This window comes from Tatumella saanichensis, from assembly GCF_000439375.1.
Taxonomy (GTDB): domain Bacteria; phylum Pseudomonadota; class Gammaproteobacteria; order Enterobacterales; family Enterobacteriaceae; genus Tatumella; species Tatumella saanichensis.
In genome coordinates this window covers 129,334-145,156 of record NZ_ATMI01000002.1, presented here as the reverse complement: position 1 = coordinate 145,156, position 15,823 = coordinate 129,334, and the positions used below count along the sequence as shown (strand labels likewise).

Here is a 15,823-nt window from a genome sequence, read left to right as displayed (position 1 = left end):
TCATTTCGTCCCTAAGGTTGTACCACGATATTTTCCTGTGAAGGATCAACGTGCTGCATATGAAGCTTCTCAATGGCCAGTCGCTCGACACGGCTGTGATCACCGAGGGCATTTTCCTCAAGGATCAGGTTACGCCATTCGATATCCAGAGAATCTTTTTCCAGCACCATCTGTTCCCGCTGTGCTGTTAGCAGGCGGGTTTTATGGGTAGTGATCACCACCATAATGGCCGAGACTAATACCGCAACCAGTAGGATCAGCGGTAATTTACCGTGACGTAACAGATCCCCGCCGATGATCCCCGGCAGACTGTGACGTTCATTGCTGATCATTCTGGGTTCCTCTGTGCAATACGTAGCACCGAACTGCGTGCTCGCGGGTTATCGGCCACTTCACGCTCCCCGGGCACCAGTTTGCCGAGGGTTTTCAGTTCCCGCCCACCGAGGGCTTTCAGTTGTGCTTCGGTCAGCGGTAATCCAGACGGCACCTGTGCACCGCGACTCTGATCACGCATAAAGCGTTTCACTAGTCGATCTTCCAACGAATGGAAACTGATCACCGATAAACGCCCTTCCGGCGCCAACACATCCATAGCCCCTTTCAATGCCTGGGCAATCTCATCCAGTTCACTGTTGACCCAGATACGGATTGCTTGGAAACTGCGGGTTGCAGGGTGTTTAAACTTATCTTTAACTGGCGTGGCGTGATAAATCACCTCCGCCAGTTCTTTGGTCCGGGTCATTGGCTGCTCTCGGTTGCGCTCAACGATGGCGCGGGCAATCCGTTTCGCAAAACGCTCTTCACCATAGGCTTTCAGTACAAAAGCAATATCCTGCTCTTCTGCCTGCATCAGCCACTCCGCAGCTGACTGACCACGGGTCGGATCCATACGCATATCCAGAGGCCCGTCACGCATAAAGGAGAAACCGCGTTCTGCATCATCCAGTTGCGGTGATGAAACCCCTAAATCCAGCAAAATACCGTTAATTTTACCTCTTAATCCCAAGGAATCGACATACTCTTCCAGACCGGAAAAAGGTCCGTGAATAATCGAAAAGCGCGGATCGGCGATTTCTGCCGCCGCCGCAATCGCCTGCGGATCCCTATCGATGGCGATCAGCCGCCCGTGCTCTCCTAACTGTGAGAGAATAAGGCGGGAATGCCCTCCCCGGCCGAAAGTACCGTCGATATAGATACCGTCCGGCTGGAGGTTGAGTCCGTTCACTGCTTCATCGAGCAGCACGGTAGTGTGCTTAAAATTTTCCGACATAGGCTATAGCGATAGGTCCTGCAACCGCTCAGAGAGTTCGCTGTGAGCGGTTTCTGATTCGATATCTTCCCTGATTTGTTGATACCAGGCCTGTTCATCCCACAGTTCAAACTTATTGAACTGACCGACCAGCATAATTTCTTTCTGTAAACCGGCGTGCTGTCTGAGGGTACTGGCAAGCAATAGGCGCCCTGCACTGTCCATCTGGCATTCGCTGGCATGTCCTAACAGTAGGCGCTGAACCCTGCGTTCTGCCGGATTCATGGTGGAAAGTCGCGATAATTTTCGCTCAATCACTTCCCACTCCGGTAAGGTATAAAGCAGCAGGCAGGGCTGATGAAGGTCGATGGTACAGACCATTTGCCCTTGCGATTCCCCTATGAGGACGTCACGATAGCGAGTAGGGATCGCTATCCGTCCTTTTACATCGAGGTTTAGCTGCGTTGCCCCGCGAAACATAACTGTGTTTCCTCTCAGTTAACCTGTTTCACCACTTTATCCCACATTTTACCACCGAATGAGTGTACGGAGCGGACGAAATCCTTGTCAAGCGACAACGGTCGCGTAACGACATTATTTCCTGCGGCAAATTCAGGGGATGACAGGGATAAAGATAAGAATATTCCCCGCACTCAGGATTAAGCTGATGAATAAATACAGAAATTTAACAACACAGTCAGGAAGGAGCCAAAGACAACGGTGAAAAACGGCAGAATGGTTAACTTCAGGCAATATGTCCAGCGGTAGCACTTTAAGGAATTTCTGAAGTGCTGTCCGCATAATCCGCCGTAATGATGATCAATACGGCAGTAATGCGCTAGCGTTAGCGTAGCGGGCGACGACCAGAGATCCCCCGCCGGTAAAGATGACGACGGATACGGGTCAGCCCAGGGCGGGCTTTTTCCGGTGTTTCCAAACTTGCGAGCACCAGTTCTAACACCCTTTCGGCAATATCCCGATGTCGCTGACCAGCAGACCACACCGGACAGTCCAGAAAATCCAAGAACTCGTTATCGCCGAAGGTGGCTATTGAGACGCCAGTGGGTAATTGGCCATTGACTTGTAGCCAGGCATCCATAATGCCCTGCAACAGCGAAAAAGAGGTGGTAAACAGCGCCTGTGGCAACGGCTGCTGCTGTAGATAACGGACGAAAGTCTCCGCAGCGACACTGCGTTCAAAACTATTGCTGTAGAGAAAAGCGACTGGCCGCCCATCGTCGTTCCAAGCCTCGCGGAAGCCCTGCTCACGCTGGAAGCTCACTGACAGCTCAGGTAAAGCCCCAAAAAACAAAACACTATCAATGGGCTGTTGACGCAGTTCACTGCCCAACGAAAAAGCATCTTCACGATCAGCCCCGACCACACTGATAAACTGCTCACTGTTAAGGGCACGATCCAAGGCAATCACCGGCAACGCCTCTCTGGCACGATGCTGGTAGAACGGGTGCTCCGGCGGCAGTGAGGTCGAGACAATTAGCGCATCCACTTGACGCTGCAACAGATGTTCGATACAGCGAATTTCGTTATCAGGCTGGTCCTCAGAGCAGGCGATCAGCAACTGATAACCGCGTTGTCTGGCCTGACGCTCGAGGTATTTCGCAATGCGGGTATAGCTGGTATTTTCCAGATCAGGGATCACCAGACCGATGGAGCGAGTTCGGCCTGCGCGTAAACCGGCGGCTACAGCATTGGGCTGATAATTATGTTCTTTGACCACCGCCATGACTTTTTCCACGGTTTTTTCGCTGACACGATATTGCCGAGCCTTACCGTTGATGACATAACTCGCGGTTGTTCGCGAAACCCCTGCCAGACGGGCAATTTCATCCAGTTTCACACTCACCTCTTCCTTCACCGCCTCTGCGAGGTCAATGCGGCTATCTAACTCCAGTTCCCCCTGCTGAGCAACTGTTTTTCGCCTAAATCGTGAGCAAAACAAAGGGCCCGGTTTCCCAGGCCCTGCCAATAGCACTCGGTGACCACGCCCTATCGCAAATCAACCGATAGTGCGCTCGCCGCGAGAAACACCCACCACACCAGAACGTACCACTTCCACAATTTCAGTCACGCCACGTAAGGTATTCAGAAACGCATCCAGTTTATCGCTAGGGCCTGCTAACTGTACGGTGTACAGGGTGGCGGTCACATCGATAATATGACCACGGAAAATATCCGCGCAGCGTTTTACTTCATCCCGTAGCTGACCTTCCGCTTTCACTTTGACCAGCATAATCTCACGTTCAACAAACGCCGCCTGCCCCAGTTCACTGACCCGCAACACATCCACCAGCTTATGCAGCTGTTTTTCGATTTGCTCCAGCACTTTTTCATCGCCGACCGTTTGAATGGTCATTCGCGATAGCGTCGGATCCTCGGTCGGTGCCACCGTCAGGCTTTCAATGTTATAGCCGCGCTGTGAAAACAGGCCAACTACACGCGATAAGGCACCGGATTCATTCTCAAGTAATACCGATAAAATACGGCGCATTATTCCGTCCTCTCCGTTTTGCTCAACCACATATCATTCATACCGCCACCGCGCACCAGCATCGGGTAGACATGCTCACTGCCATCGACCCGTACATCCAAGAACACCAAACGACCGCTGCGTACCAGCGCCAGTGCCTCGGCCATCTTCTCATCCAGCTCTTCAGGTTTGTCGATCACCATACCGACATGACCATAAGCCTCAGCCAAGCGGACAAAATCAGGCAGTGATTCCATATAGGACTGTGAATGACGGCCGGAGTAAATCATATCCTGCCACTGTTTCACCATCCCCAGATAGCCATTGTTTAGGTTAAGGATCAGCACCGGCAAATTATACTGCGAGGCGGTGGACAACTCCTGAATGTTCATTTGAATACTGCCATCACCGGTCACACAGACCACGGTAGCCTCAGGGATCGCCAACTTCACCCCTAAAGCTGCTGGCAGACCAAAGCCCATAGTGCCGAGGCCACCAGAATTGATCCAATGACGGGATTCATTAAACCGGTAATGCAGCGCAGTAAACATCTGGTGCTGGCCGACATCCGAGGTCACGTAAGCATCTCCACCGGTCAACCGCCATAGGGCATCAATGGCCGCCTGAGGTTTAATCGTCTCGGACTGAGTATCAAATGCCAGACAGTTGCGGGCACGCCACTGGGTGATTTGCTGCCACCAATCTGCATGTTTTTCAGCACTGTCGTTATCCGCTGGCAGCAATTCCAGCATCTGCGTCAGCACCTGAGCCGCATCGCCAACCACAGGAATATCAGCCATTACCGTTTTAGAAATTGAGGTTGGATCAATATCGATATGGATCACTGACGCGCCTGGGCAATATTTTTCCAAGTTATTGGTAGTACGATCATCAAAACGGACACCAACGGCAAAGATGACATCTGCGGAATGCATGGTCATGTTGGCTTCATAAGTGCCGTGCATCCCCAGCATCCCGACACTCTGCGGATGGGTGCCGGGAAAAGCCCCCAGTCCCATCAGAGTAGTGGTAACCGGAATATTTAACACTTCGGCTAATTGGATCAGCGCTTTTTCCGCTCCGGCAGTGATCACCCCACCACCGGCATAGATCACCGGACGTTCAGCGGAAGTCAGCATCTGGATAGCCCGTTTAATCTGCCCGCGGTGTCCCTGTGTGGTTGGATTATAGGAACGCATAGAAACCTGTTCGGGCCAGCTATACGGGAATTTAGCGGCCGGATTAAGCGCATCTTTCGGCAGATCGATCACCACCGGTCCAGGACGGCCAGAGGCAGCCAGCCAAAATGCTTTCTTAATGGTTTCCGGAATATCTTCCGCTTTTTTCACAAGGAAGCTGTGCTTCACAATTGGCCGCGAAATCCCGACCATATCGCATTCCTGGAACGCATCACTGCCGATAAGAGAAGACGCCACCTGCCCGGAGAGCACCACCATCGGGATAGAATCCATATAAGCGGTGGCAATACCGGTGATGGCATTGGTGGCCCCTGGTCCGGAAGTCACCAATACCACGCCAGTTTCCCCGGTGGCACGGGCCAGAGCATCAGCCATATGCACCGCAGCCTGCTCATGACGAACTAAGATATGGTCAACACCGCCAACGGTCTGCAGGGCATCATAAATATCGAGCACCGCCCCACCGGGATAACCAAATACCTGCTTTATTCCCTGATCAATTAATGACCTGACGACCATCTCGGCCCCTGACAACATCTCCATTCTTTCCTCCAGGCTACTGACTTCACGGCTCCACAAGACTGACAAAAGACCGACTTCCGCAACAGATAAGTTTCTCGGTAAAAACCTGTTTTATCTCTGAATTCAGAGCATGAAAGTTTCTACGACACCCTTAATTGGCACCGGTTGACGGTGAATGTCTGCATTTCATCCGGTTAACATAACCGCAGAAATCATGTCAGGCAAACCTGCCAGAGAGGTAAATAGGAAATTAATAAATAAAAGCTACTACGATCATGGATTACCGCGTCGGAATAATAACGAAAGGCCAATAGTTATTAGCTGAATATTCTGCATTCATGATAAATAACAGTGTAATGTTGAGTTTATGATTTTTATTCCCGTGCTATTTTTGGTTCCCTGTACGGCATATCCACCATGTCCTAACATCATTCTCCAAAAATTAGCAGTAACCCACTATATTTCTCTATTAACATAGAGGTAAATAGGGGGGTAATGCTGCCTCGAGAAAATAAAAATCAATTAAAAATCATTACGATAGATGGATAACCCTCCCCTACACTCGCCTCAATCCTTTCGGCTTTTCCTCCGTGTCTACCATTGGACATGACAGAGCACTTTTTACAGGACAAATGGCAGAAGATTCCACTTTTATAAAAACAGGATAATCCACTACGGAAGGTTGACATCCCATCCGCTTTCCAGTACCAATATACACATACTTATTTTAAGGGTCTGACAAATGATTCGTTTTATCCGCCTATCAGCACTACTCCTTCTCGCATTAAATTTGCGCGGTAGTCTGGTGGGCGGAATTAAAAAATGATTCGGGCCTGAAAACAGAAAAACCCGCGCCGAAGCGCGGGTTTTTTTATATCCGCAGGCCGGTGCCAAAATAGTTAAGGAACAAGGTATGAGCCAGCAAGTTATTATTTTTGATACAACCTTACGTGATGGTGAACAGGCGTTACAGGCTAGCCTGAGTGTCAAAGAGAAACTGCAAATCGCCTACGCATTGGAGCGTATGAAGGTCGATGTCATGGAAGTCGGCTTTCCGGTCTCCTCCCCTGGAGATTTCGAATCGGTACAGACTATCGCTCGCAACATTAAGAATAGCCGTGTCTGTGCACTGGCCCGCTGTGTTGAGAAAGACATTGATGCCGCTGGCGAGGCATTACGAGTAGCAGAAGCATCTCGTATCCATACCTTTATCGCCACCTCTCCGATGCACATCGCCACTAAATTACGCAGTACCCTGCCAGATGTTATCGAACGAGCCGTCCACATGATCAAACACGCCCGTCGCTACACGGACGATGTTGAGTTCTCCTGCGAAGATGGCGGTCGTACCCCGATTGACGATTTATGCCGCGTGGTAGAAGCCGCAATTAACGCCGGTGCCCGCACCATCAATATCCCAGATACCGTCGGTTACACTCTGCCAGGTGAATACGCCAATATTATTTATCAACTGACCCAGCGCGTGCCGAACATTGATAAAGCGATCCTGTCGGTCCACACCCACGATGACCTGGGTATGGCCGTCGGGAATGCTATCGCCGCCGTTCAGGCCGGTGCCCGTCAGGTTGAAGGTACCCTTAATGGTCTGGGTGAGCGTGCCGGTAACTGTGCCCTGGAAGAAGTGATCATGGCGATTAAAACCCGTCAGCAGATCATGAACCTGACCACCGGTATCAATCATCAGGAAATTTACCGTACCAGCCAGATCGTCAGCCAGATCTGCAATATGCCGATCCCTGCCAACAAAGCGGTCGTCGGTTCTAATGCCTTCGCTCACTCCTCGGGGATCCACCAGGATGGCGTGCTGAAAAACCGTGAAAACTACGAAATCATGACTCCGGAGTCCATCGGCCTGAATCAGATCCAGTTGAACCTGACTTCCCGCTCCGGTCGTGCCGCCGTGAAGCACCGAATGGAAGAGATGGGCTACAAAGAGTCTGACTATGATGCTGAAGCGCTGTATACCGCCTTCCTGAAGCTGGCAGATAAGAAAGGTCAGATCTTCGATTACGATCTGGAAGCCTTGGCCTTTATCAATAAACAGAACGAAGAACACGATCACTTCCGTCTGCAGGACTTCAACGTCCAGTCTGGCTCCAATATCACTGCTACCGCATCAGTCCGTCTGGCCTGTGGTGAAGAAGTCAAAGAAGAAGCCGCGACCGGCAATGGCCCGGTGGATGCTGTTTATCAAGCCATTAACCGCATCACCGGCTATGGCGCTGAACTGGTTAAATATCAGTTAACTGCGAAAGGCCATGGCGAAAACGCACTGGGCCAGGTCGATATCGTCATCAGCTACAACGACCGTAAGTTCCACGGTGTTGGTCTGGCCACGGACATCGTCGAGTCCTCTGCCACCGCGATGGTGAATGCGCTAAACAATATCTGGCAGGCCAAACAGGTCGAAAAAGAATTAGAACGTAAGTTTAAGAACGAAGCTAAGGAAACCGTGTAATTATGTCTACATCATTTCACATTGCCGTATTGCCGGGTGACGGTATCGGCCCGGAAGTTATGGCGCAGGCGCTGAAAGTGTTAACGGCGGTGCGTGAACGTTTTTCTATCGACATTACGACCCGTCAGTATGATGTAGGCGGTATTGCCATTGATAACCACGGTCAGCCGCTGCCGGCAGAAACTCTGGCAGGCTGTGAGCAGGCCAATGCGGTGCTGTTCGGTTCAGTGGGCGGGCCTAAATGGCAGCACCTGCCGCCGGACGGTCAACCAGAGCGTGGTGCCTTATTACCGCTGCGTAAGCACTTCAAATTGTTCAGCAACCTGCGTCCTGCGGCACTGTACAATGGCCTGGAAGCCTTCTGCCCATTGCGCAGTGATATTGCCGCCAAAGGCTTTGATATTCTGTGTGTCCGCGAATTAACCGGCGGTATCTACTTCGGTCAACCTAAAGGCCGCGAAGGCAGCGGTGATGAACTGCGTGCGTTTGATACCGAAGTTTATTATCGCTATGAAATCGAGCGTATTGCGCGTCTGGCTTTCGAGTCAGCGGCTAAACGCCGTAAAAAAGTCACCTCGGTAGATAAGTCTAACGTGCTGCAGTCTTCCATTCTGTGGCGTGAAACCGTGACGGAAATCGCTAAAGAGTATCCGGACATCACCCTGGAGCACATCTATATTGATAACGCCACCATGCAGCTGATTAAGGATCCGTCACAGTTTGACGTCCTGCTGTGCTCTAACTTATTCGGCGATATCCTGTCCGATGAGTGTGCGATGATCACCGGCTCTATGGGGATGCTGCCCTCTGCCAGCCTGAACGAGCAAGGCTTTGGTCTGTATGAGCCAGCCGGTGGCTCTGCTCCAGATATTGCCGGTCAAAATATTGCCAACCCTATTGCCCAGATCTTATCGCTGTCACTGCTGTTACGTTACAGCCTGAATGCCGCTGACGCCGCAGACAGCATTGAGCAGGCGGTGAACCGTGCGCTGGAAGAAGGTTACCGCACCCGTGACCTGGCTGGTGAAGGCCCATCAGTCACCACCGATGAAATGGGCGACATCATTGCCCGCTTTATCTCCGGAGAAAAATAAAAATGAGCAAGACCTTATATCAGAAGTTATTTGATGCCCATGTCGTGTATGAAGCCCCTAACGAAACGCCGATCCTGTATATCGACCGTCACCTGGTGCATGAAGTCACCTCGCCGCAGGCCTTTGACGGCCTGCGTGCCCACGGCCGTAAACTGCGTCAGCCGTCAAAAACCTTCGCCACCATGGATCACAACGTCTCGACTGAGACCCGTGATATCAATGCCTCCGGTGAAATGGCCCGTATTCAGATGCAGGAACTGATCAAGAACTGTGAAGAGTTCGGCGTACAGTTATATGACCTGAACCACCCATTCCAGGGGATCGTCCATGTTATCGGCCCTGAACAAGGGATGACTTTACCGGGTATGACTATCGTCTGTGGTGACTCCCATACCGCGACCCACGGTGCCTTTGGTGCCTTGGCGTTCGGTATCGGCACCTCAGAAGTGGAACACGTGATGGCGACCCAGACCCTGAAGCAGGGTCGTGCTAAAACCATGAAGATCGAAGTGGTCGGCGATGCCGCACCAGGCATCACTGCCAAAGATATCGTGTTGGCAATTATCGGTAAAACCGGCAGCGCCGGCGGTACCGGTCACGTCGTCGAATTCTGTGGCCCGGCTATCGAAGCCCTGAGCATGGAAGGTCGTATGACCCTGTGTAATATGGCGATCGAAATGGGCGCTAAAGCCGGTCTGGTTGCTCCGGATGAAACCACCTTTGCTTACCTGAAAGACCGTCAGTTCTCGCCGCAGGGTGACAAATGGGAACAGGCCGTCGAGTACTGGAAAGGGCTGAAATCGGACAGCGATGCAGTGTTTGACAGCGTTGTCACCTTGGATGCGGCAGAGATCGCCCCCCAGGTGACTTGGGGCACTAACCCAGGTCAGGTTATCGCTATTAACCAGCCGATCCCAGCTCCGCAATCGTTCAGTGATCCGGTTGAGCGCGCCTCTGCCGAAAAAGCGTTGGCCTATATGGGCTTGGACGCTGGCGTCAAGCTGACGGATGTGGCGATTGATAAAGTGTTTATCGGATCTTGTACTAACTCCCGTATCGAAGATTTGCGTGCTGCCGCAGCCATTGCTCAAGGCCGTAAAGTGGCACCGGGCGTGGTGGCGATGGTGGTTCCTGGCTCTGGTCCGGTAAAAGCCCAAGCCGAAGACGAGGGGCTGGATAAGATCTTCCTGGAGGCCGGTTTTGAGTGGCGTCTGCCAGGCTGTTCCATGTGCCTGGCGATGAACAACGACCGTCTGAATGCCGGTGAACGTTGTGCCTCAACCAGTAACCGTAACTTTGAAGGCCGTCAGGGCCGTGGTGGACGTACCCACCTGGTCAGTCCGGCAATGGCTGCCGCGGCTGCGGTTAGCGGTCACTTTGCTGACATCCGTGAACTGAATTAAGGAACTTAACCATGGCCAGAAAATTTACCTGTCACACCGGTATTGTCGCTCCGCTGGATGCGGCCAATGTCGATACCGATGCGATTATCCCGAAACAGTTCCTGCAGAAAGTGACCCGCACTGGTTTTGGTCAGCATCTGTTTAATGACTGGCGTTTCCTTGACGATGCCGGTCAGGTGCCTAACCCAGAATTCGTACTGAATAAGCCGGAATTCAAAGGCGCTAGCATCCTACTGGCCCGTGAAAACTTTGGTTGCGGCTCCTCCCGTGAGCATGCCCCTTGGGCACTGACCGATTTCGGTTTCCACGTGGTGATCGCCCCAAGCTTTGCCGATATTTTCTATGGCAACAGCTTTAACAACCAGCTACTGCCGGTAAAACTGGACGAAGCACAGATCGACGAGTTGTTTGAATTGGTAGCGGCTCAGCCGGGTATCGAATTCACCGTTGACCTAGAAGGGCTGGAAATTATCGCTGGCGGTAAACACTATCCGTTTACCCTCGATAGCTTCCGCCGTCACTGCATGATTAATGGCTTGGACAGCATCGGCCTGACGCTACAGCATGAGACAGCGATCTCTTCTTATGAAGAGCATCAGCCAGCCTTCCTGCGTTAATCCCTCAGCGCCACCGTTTTTAGCACTCCCCCTCTTTACCGAGGGGGAACTTAACCTTCCCGACCCGCCTCTCTGACCTGCCAAGTCAACAGCAGTGACAGCAGCATTATACCCGACGCCAACCAATAGACACCCTGGTGCCCCCAGTGAGCACTGACCGTTCCTTGTAATACGCCCGCAAAGATCATGCCGGTCGACACAGAGTTAGTAAACAAGGTGGTGGCCGCCCCGGCCTTGCCCGGCATCAGATCCTGGAACCACAGCATCACCAGCCCGGCGGTGATCCCGATAAACAATGCGTTGAGCAACTGCAACGCTAACAGTCCTTCGATGCTGTGGAACAGCAACATTCCCGGATAGAACAGAGCCCCGGCGATCATCGCCAGCAATACCAATGGCCGTTTGCCGATCTTTTTCGCCAGATAACCCGCCACCAGCATCACCGGAATTTCTAAGCCTGCTGCCACCCCCATCAGCACTCCGGCCATTTTCTCCGGCATCGCAAGTGTACTGCTGATATACAGCGGCATATCAATGATATACATAAGGTTGCACATCCACATCAGTACCGAGCCAATAAACAGAAAGCGGACATGGTGATTTTTCCAGCCACTGGCGGCACTGCGAGCAATATCTACCGCGGGATAAATTCTTGGCACAGACGGCAGGGTGACACGGATCAACACCAACGCCAGTAAAAACAGGGACGCCGCCACCAGATACAAGGTCTTAAACCCGAAATTTAAGGCCAATACAAAGGAGATCGGTGGGCCAATCACCCATGCCAGCGACATCTGCGCCCGCATTAACGAGCTGAACATCACGATTTCCCGCGAGGTGGACTCTGCATACTCACGCGCCAGCGCAAAAATCTGCGGCATCACTACGGTAGAAAACGCCGACAGCAGTAGCCCAAGGGTAATCAACACCCAGTAGCTACGGGTAAAGGCAAACACCAGCGCATTCAATAGCGCCAGCAGGCAGCAGAACATCAGCAAATGACGGCGGTCACCTTTATTGTCGGAGCGCTTAGCCAGTAAAAAACTGACGATAATCCCAGTCACTGCGTTGACGGTAAAAAACACGCCGACCATCAGCGGACTGGCCTGCAATGACTGACTGAGGAATAGGCTCAGGGTCGGTGCCTGTAATGCCCCGGCAATGCTGACAAAGAAGGTCACCAACATAAAAAACAGAAACACGGTGTTGCCTTTAGTAGGCGGCTGTTCAGAGGTTTGCATAGCATGGGTATCCGGTGAGAGAGAATTCGCTGTCTGCCCGACATCGCTGTGCCGCGACAGACAGCATCCGGCTAATTTACACCGCTCGGCGCGCAGTTTCAGCAGAAACTCCCTGACAGCTGATCTGCTGCACACAAATACTGCAACGTCAACGACCCGCACCACTTTCCCGAAGGGAAAGAATTGCATAGAATGAGACGTTCTCAACGGGGTGCACTGTCTGTGCTGAGAGATACCCGTCGAACCTGATCCGGTTAATACCGGCGTAGGGATTTGAGATTGATCACTCAGATCCTTTGCGCATTGCTGAAATTAATGCTCAAGGAGCGCAAAGTGTTAAAGAAAATACTGCCTGTTTTACTGCTGATATCGGCCCCTGCCCTAGCGGACAAACCTGTCCTCACCGTCTATACCTATAGCTCGTTCTCCTCTGACTGGGGGCCTGGTCCGGCGATTAAAAAAGCCTTCGAAGCCAATTGTGGTTGTCAGCTAAAATACGTGGCGCTCGGCGACGGTGTTGCTCTGTTCAACCGCCTGCGCATGGAAGGTCAACGCAGTAAAGCCGATGTAGTGGTGGGGCTGGATAACAACCTGATTGCGGCGGCCCACCAGAGCGGGCTGTTTGCCCCCTCCGATACCGACCTCAAGTCACTGACCGTACCTGGGGGCTGGAGTGATCACACCTTCATTCCTTATGACTACGGTTACTTTGCCTTTGTCTATAACAAGAAACGCCTGAAAAATCCCCCTACCAGCCTTAAACAACTGGTGGAAAGTCCGGAGAAATGGCGAGTCATTTATGAAGACCCACGTACCAGTACCCCAGGATTGGGTCTGTTGCTGTGGATGCAAAAAGTCTACGGTGACCAAGCACCGGCAGCGTGGAAAAAACTTGCAAGTAAAACCGTCACGGTCACCGGCGGCTGGAGTGAAGCCTACAGTCTGTTTCTGAAGGGGGAAAGCGACCTGGTGCTCAGTTATACCACCTCCCCTGCCTATCATATTATTGAAGAGCACAATCATGATTACGCCGCCGCTGATTTCAGCGAAGGCAATTACCTGCAAGTCGAGGTTGCGGCCCGCCTGAAAAATAGCCCCCATCCGGCGCTGGCCAAGCAGTTTATGGCTTTTGTCACCTCACCGGCTTTCCAGCAAACCTTGCCACAGGGTAATTGGATGTATCCGGCCGTGAAAACACCGCTCCCTGCGGGTTATCAGCAGCTGAGTGTCCCGGCAACCGCGCTACAATTTACGCCACAACAGGTGGCGGAACACCGTGCTGCCTGGGTAGATGCGTGGCAGAATGCTGTCAGCCAATGAGTCCCGGCAAATGGCTCCCTGGTCTGCTGGCGGCGTTATTCAGTAGCGGCATCGCCCTGCTGGCACTGGCCAGTCTGCTGCACAGTGCCAGCGCCCGAGACTGGCTCAGCGGGCTGCAAGATCCCTATCTGCATCATGTGATTGCCTTCTCTTTTGAGCAGGCATTACTGTCAACCCTGCTGTCGGTGGGGTTGGCCGTGCCGGTGGCCCGGGCACTGTACCGACGTCGCTTTCCCGGCCGTCAGGCTTTGTTGCGCCTCTGTGCCATGACGCTGGTGATGCCGGTACTGGTGGCCGTGTTTGGCCTGCTGAGTGTCTATGGTCATCAGGGCTGGCTGGAGAAAATGTTTGCCCTGGCGGGTTGGCACTATCACTTCCCCGTCTATGGCTTAGCGGGGATCCTGCTGGCACACCTGTTCTTTAACCTGCCGCTGGCCGCGCGCCTACTGTTACAGGCATTTGAACAGATCCCCGCCGAGCAGCGACAACTGGCGGCACAACTCAATATGCAGGGTTGGTACCTGTTTCGCTGGCTAGAATGGCCTTGGCTAAAACGTCAGTTATTGCCGGTGGCGGCACTGATTTTTATGCTCTGTTTTGCCAGCTTCGCCATTATCCTAACCCTCGGGGGCGGCCCGAAAGCCACCACCCTGGAGTTGGCGATCTATCAAGCACTCAGTTATGACTTTGACCCCGCCAAAGCGGCGATGTTGGCACTGTTACAGTTGGGGGTTTGCCTGAGCCTTATGGCGGTCAGCCTACGCCTGAATACGGTACTCAGTGGCTCCGCCAGTCTACAGACGCCTTGGCAGGCACAAGACCGGCGCTGGCTACCAGGGCTGGCCGATAGCCTGTGGATCCTGCTGACCCTATTACTGCTGCTGCCGCCGTTACTGGCCGTGATCATCAATGGCCTGCAGGGAGGCTTGTTAACCGCATTACAGCAACCAGCACTGTGGCAGGCAGTTCTGACGTCAGTCACCATCGCCCTACGCGCGGGTCTGTTGGCAATCGTGCTGACCCTGATGCTGCTATGGACCACCCGAGAATGGCGAGTCAGGGAGCGGCCGCTTCCTGCACAGCTACTGGAAAGCAGCGGCATGCTGATCTTAGCAATGCCCGGTATCGTCCTAGCCAGTGGCTGGTTTCTGTTGTTCAATAACACGGTAGGCCTCCCCGATTCACCGGCATTTATCGTGGTGATCACCAATGCACTGATGGCTATCCCCTATGCGATGAAAATCCTAGATATGCCGATGCGTGACTTGGCGCGCCACTATGACCGCCTGTGTCTATCACTCGATGTCCGTGGCTGGCGCAGGCTACGTTTAATTGAATATCCGGCCCTGAAAAAGCCGCTATTTCAGGCACTGGCCTTTGCCTGTGTGCTGTCACTGGGCGACTTAGGGGTGATTTCGCTGTTCGGCAGTGAAGATTTCCGCACCTTGCCTTTCTATCTGTACCAGCAAATTGGCGCTTACCGCCAACAACAAGGGGCCGTGACAGCGTTATTGTTGTTGCTGGTCTGTTTTATCCTCTTCACCCTGATTGAAAAAATGGCAGGCAAAGATGCTAACGCTGAATGATCTCAGTTACCGCTACCAAAACCAGACCCTGCGTTTTTCCCTGCAGGTCGCCCGCGGCGAAAGGGTGGCGATTGTCGGCCCAAGTGGTGCCGGTAAAAGCACACTATTAAGCCTGATCGCCGGATTCCTGCCTGCCAGCAGCGGTGAATTGTGGATCGATAACCGGCTCTGTACCCATCAGCCACCGGCACAGCGCCCGCTTTCAATGCTGTTTCAGGAAAATAACCTGTTTGCCCACCTGACCGTCAAACAAAATCTGGGCTTAGGACTGCATCCTGGACTAAAACTGAAGGCCGGACAATGGCAGCAACTGACCGAGATTGCCGACAACGTCGGCCTGGCTGACCTGCTAGAACGTTTACCAGGGCAGCTTTCCGGTGGTCAACGGCAACGGGTCGCCCTGGCTCGCTGTCTGTTACGCCAGCGCCCGCTGCTGCTACTGGATGAGCCCTTTTCAGCCCTCGACCCGCAACTACGTCAAGAGATGATCACCCTTACCGATCGCCTGTGTCGTGAGCAAACCATGACACTGCTGATGGTGTCCCATCATCAGGAGGATATACAGCAGATTGCAGGGCGAACCGTAACGGTCCGTAACGGAGAGGTGATCAGCGAGAAGTAATGG

14 protein-coding genes and 1 riboswitch are annotated in these 15,823 nt (G+C 52.8%); of the genes, 7 read left to right on the top strand and 7 right to left on the bottom strand.

What is annotated here, in order from left to right; translation table 11 throughout:
- Window positions 1-11 precede the first annotated feature (11 nt).
- The 6 genes from ftsL to ilvI all read right to left on the bottom strand — a co-directional run bounded on the left by ftsL (window position 12) and on the right by ilvI (window position 5,479).
- The gene (gene ftsL, locus DW47_RS0101785; RefSeq protein ID WP_029684613.1) at window positions 12-332 is read right to left on the bottom strand and encodes a cell division protein FtsL; all 321 of its coding nucleotides are present in this window, start codon (window positions 330-332) and stop codon (window positions 12-14) included.
- Window positions 329-1,270, bottom strand: coding sequence for a 16S rRNA (cytosine(1402)-N(4))-methyltransferase RsmH (gene rsmH, locus DW47_RS0101780; protein WP_029684612.1), 942 nt, complete (start codon window positions 1,268-1,270; stop codon window positions 329-331). Before rsmH ends, ftsL begins: the two co-directional genes overlap by 4 nt.
- A gap of 3 nt (window positions 1,271-1,273) precedes the next feature.
- On the bottom strand, window positions 1,274-1,729 hold the full coding sequence (mraZ, locus tag DW47_RS0101775) for a division/cell wall cluster transcriptional repressor MraZ (protein ID WP_029684611.1): 456 nt from the start codon (window positions 1,727-1,729) through the stop codon (window positions 1,274-1,276).
- Between the two features lie 364 nt (window positions 1,730-2,093).
- Complete coding sequence (gene cra / locus DW47_RS0101770; RefSeq protein ID WP_029684610.1) at window positions 2,094-3,107, bottom strand: catabolite repressor/activator; 1,014 nt, start codon at window positions 3,105-3,107, stop codon at window positions 2,094-2,096.
- 159 nt (window positions 3,108-3,266) lie between these two features.
- Window positions 3,267-3,758, bottom strand: coding sequence for an acetolactate synthase small subunit (gene ilvN / locus DW47_RS0101765; RefSeq protein WP_029684609.1), 492 nt, complete (start codon window positions 3,756-3,758; stop codon window positions 3,267-3,269).
- Window positions 3,758-5,479: an acetolactate synthase 3 large subunit gene (gene ilvI / locus DW47_RS0101760; protein ID WP_029684608.1), complete on the bottom strand. Its 1,722-nt coding sequence runs from the start codon at window positions 5,477-5,479 to the stop codon at window positions 3,758-3,760. Before ilvI ends, ilvN begins: the two co-directional genes overlap by 1 nt.
- Window positions 5,480-6,371: 892 nt before the next feature.
- Between ilvI and leuA the strand changes: the two genes are divergently transcribed.
- The 4 genes from leuA to leuD are packed head-to-tail and all read left to right on the top strand — an operon-like array spanning window position 6,372 to window position 11,051.
- A complete protein-coding gene (gene leuA / locus DW47_RS0101755; RefSeq protein ID WP_029684607.1) occupies window positions 6,372-7,937 on the top strand; it encodes a 2-isopropylmalate synthase in 1,566 nt (521 codons plus the stop codon).
- A 2-nt stretch (window positions 7,938-7,939) separates the two neighbouring features.
- Entirely contained in the window at window positions 7,940-9,031 is a 1,092-nt protein-coding gene (leuB, locus tag DW47_RS0101750) for a 3-isopropylmalate dehydrogenase (RefSeq protein WP_029684606.1), read from the top strand.
- Between the two features lie 2 nt (window positions 9,032-9,033).
- Window positions 9,034-10,434 (top strand): 3-isopropylmalate dehydratase large subunit, encoded by a 1,401-nt coding sequence (gene leuC, locus DW47_RS0101745; protein WP_029684605.1) that lies wholly within the window; start codon window positions 9,034-9,036, stop codon window positions 10,432-10,434.
- Between the two features lie 11 nt (window positions 10,435-10,445).
- The gene (gene leuD, locus DW47_RS0101740) at window positions 10,446-11,051 is read left to right on the top strand and encodes a 3-isopropylmalate dehydratase small subunit (protein ID WP_029684604.1); all 606 of its coding nucleotides are present in this window, start codon (window positions 10,446-10,448) and stop codon (window positions 11,049-11,051) included.
- 50 nt (window positions 11,052-11,101) lie between these two features.
- On the opposite strand, the gene DW47_RS0101735 is transcribed toward leuD, so the two are convergent.
- Window positions 11,102-12,292 carry an MFS transporter gene (locus tag DW47_RS0101735; protein ID WP_029684603.1) on the bottom strand — a complete coding sequence of 397 codons (1,191 nt, stop codon included), beginning with the start codon at window positions 12,290-12,292 and terminating at the stop codon, window positions 11,102-11,104.
- A 197-nt stretch (window positions 12,293-12,489) separates the two neighbouring features.
- Window positions 12,490-12,582: riboswitch (TPP riboswitch) on the top strand.
- A gap of 43 nt (window positions 12,583-12,625) precedes the next feature.
- On the opposite strand from DW47_RS0101735, the gene thiB reads away from it, so the two are divergent.
- From thiB to thiQ, 3 genes are read left to right on the top strand one after another with little or no spacing between them, the layout of a single operon-like run.
- Window positions 12,626-13,612: a thiamine ABC transporter substrate binding subunit gene (gene thiB, locus DW47_RS0101730; RefSeq protein ID WP_029684602.1), complete on the top strand. Its 987-nt coding sequence runs from the start codon at window positions 12,626-12,628 to the stop codon at window positions 13,610-13,612.
- Window positions 13,588-15,198 carry a thiamine/thiamine pyrophosphate ABC transporter permease ThiP gene (thiP, locus tag DW47_RS0101725; protein WP_029684601.1) on the top strand — a complete coding sequence of 537 codons (1,611 nt, stop codon included), beginning with the start codon at window positions 13,588-13,590 and terminating at the stop codon, window positions 15,196-15,198. Before thiB ends, thiP begins: the two co-directional genes overlap by 25 nt.
- Window positions 15,182-15,820 (top strand): thiamine ABC transporter ATP-binding protein ThiQ, encoded by a 639-nt coding sequence (thiQ, locus tag DW47_RS0101720; protein ID WP_029684600.1) that lies wholly within the window; start codon window positions 15,182-15,184, stop codon window positions 15,818-15,820. Before thiP ends, thiQ begins: the two co-directional genes overlap by 17 nt.
- Window positions 15,821-15,823 lie beyond the last annotated feature (3 nt).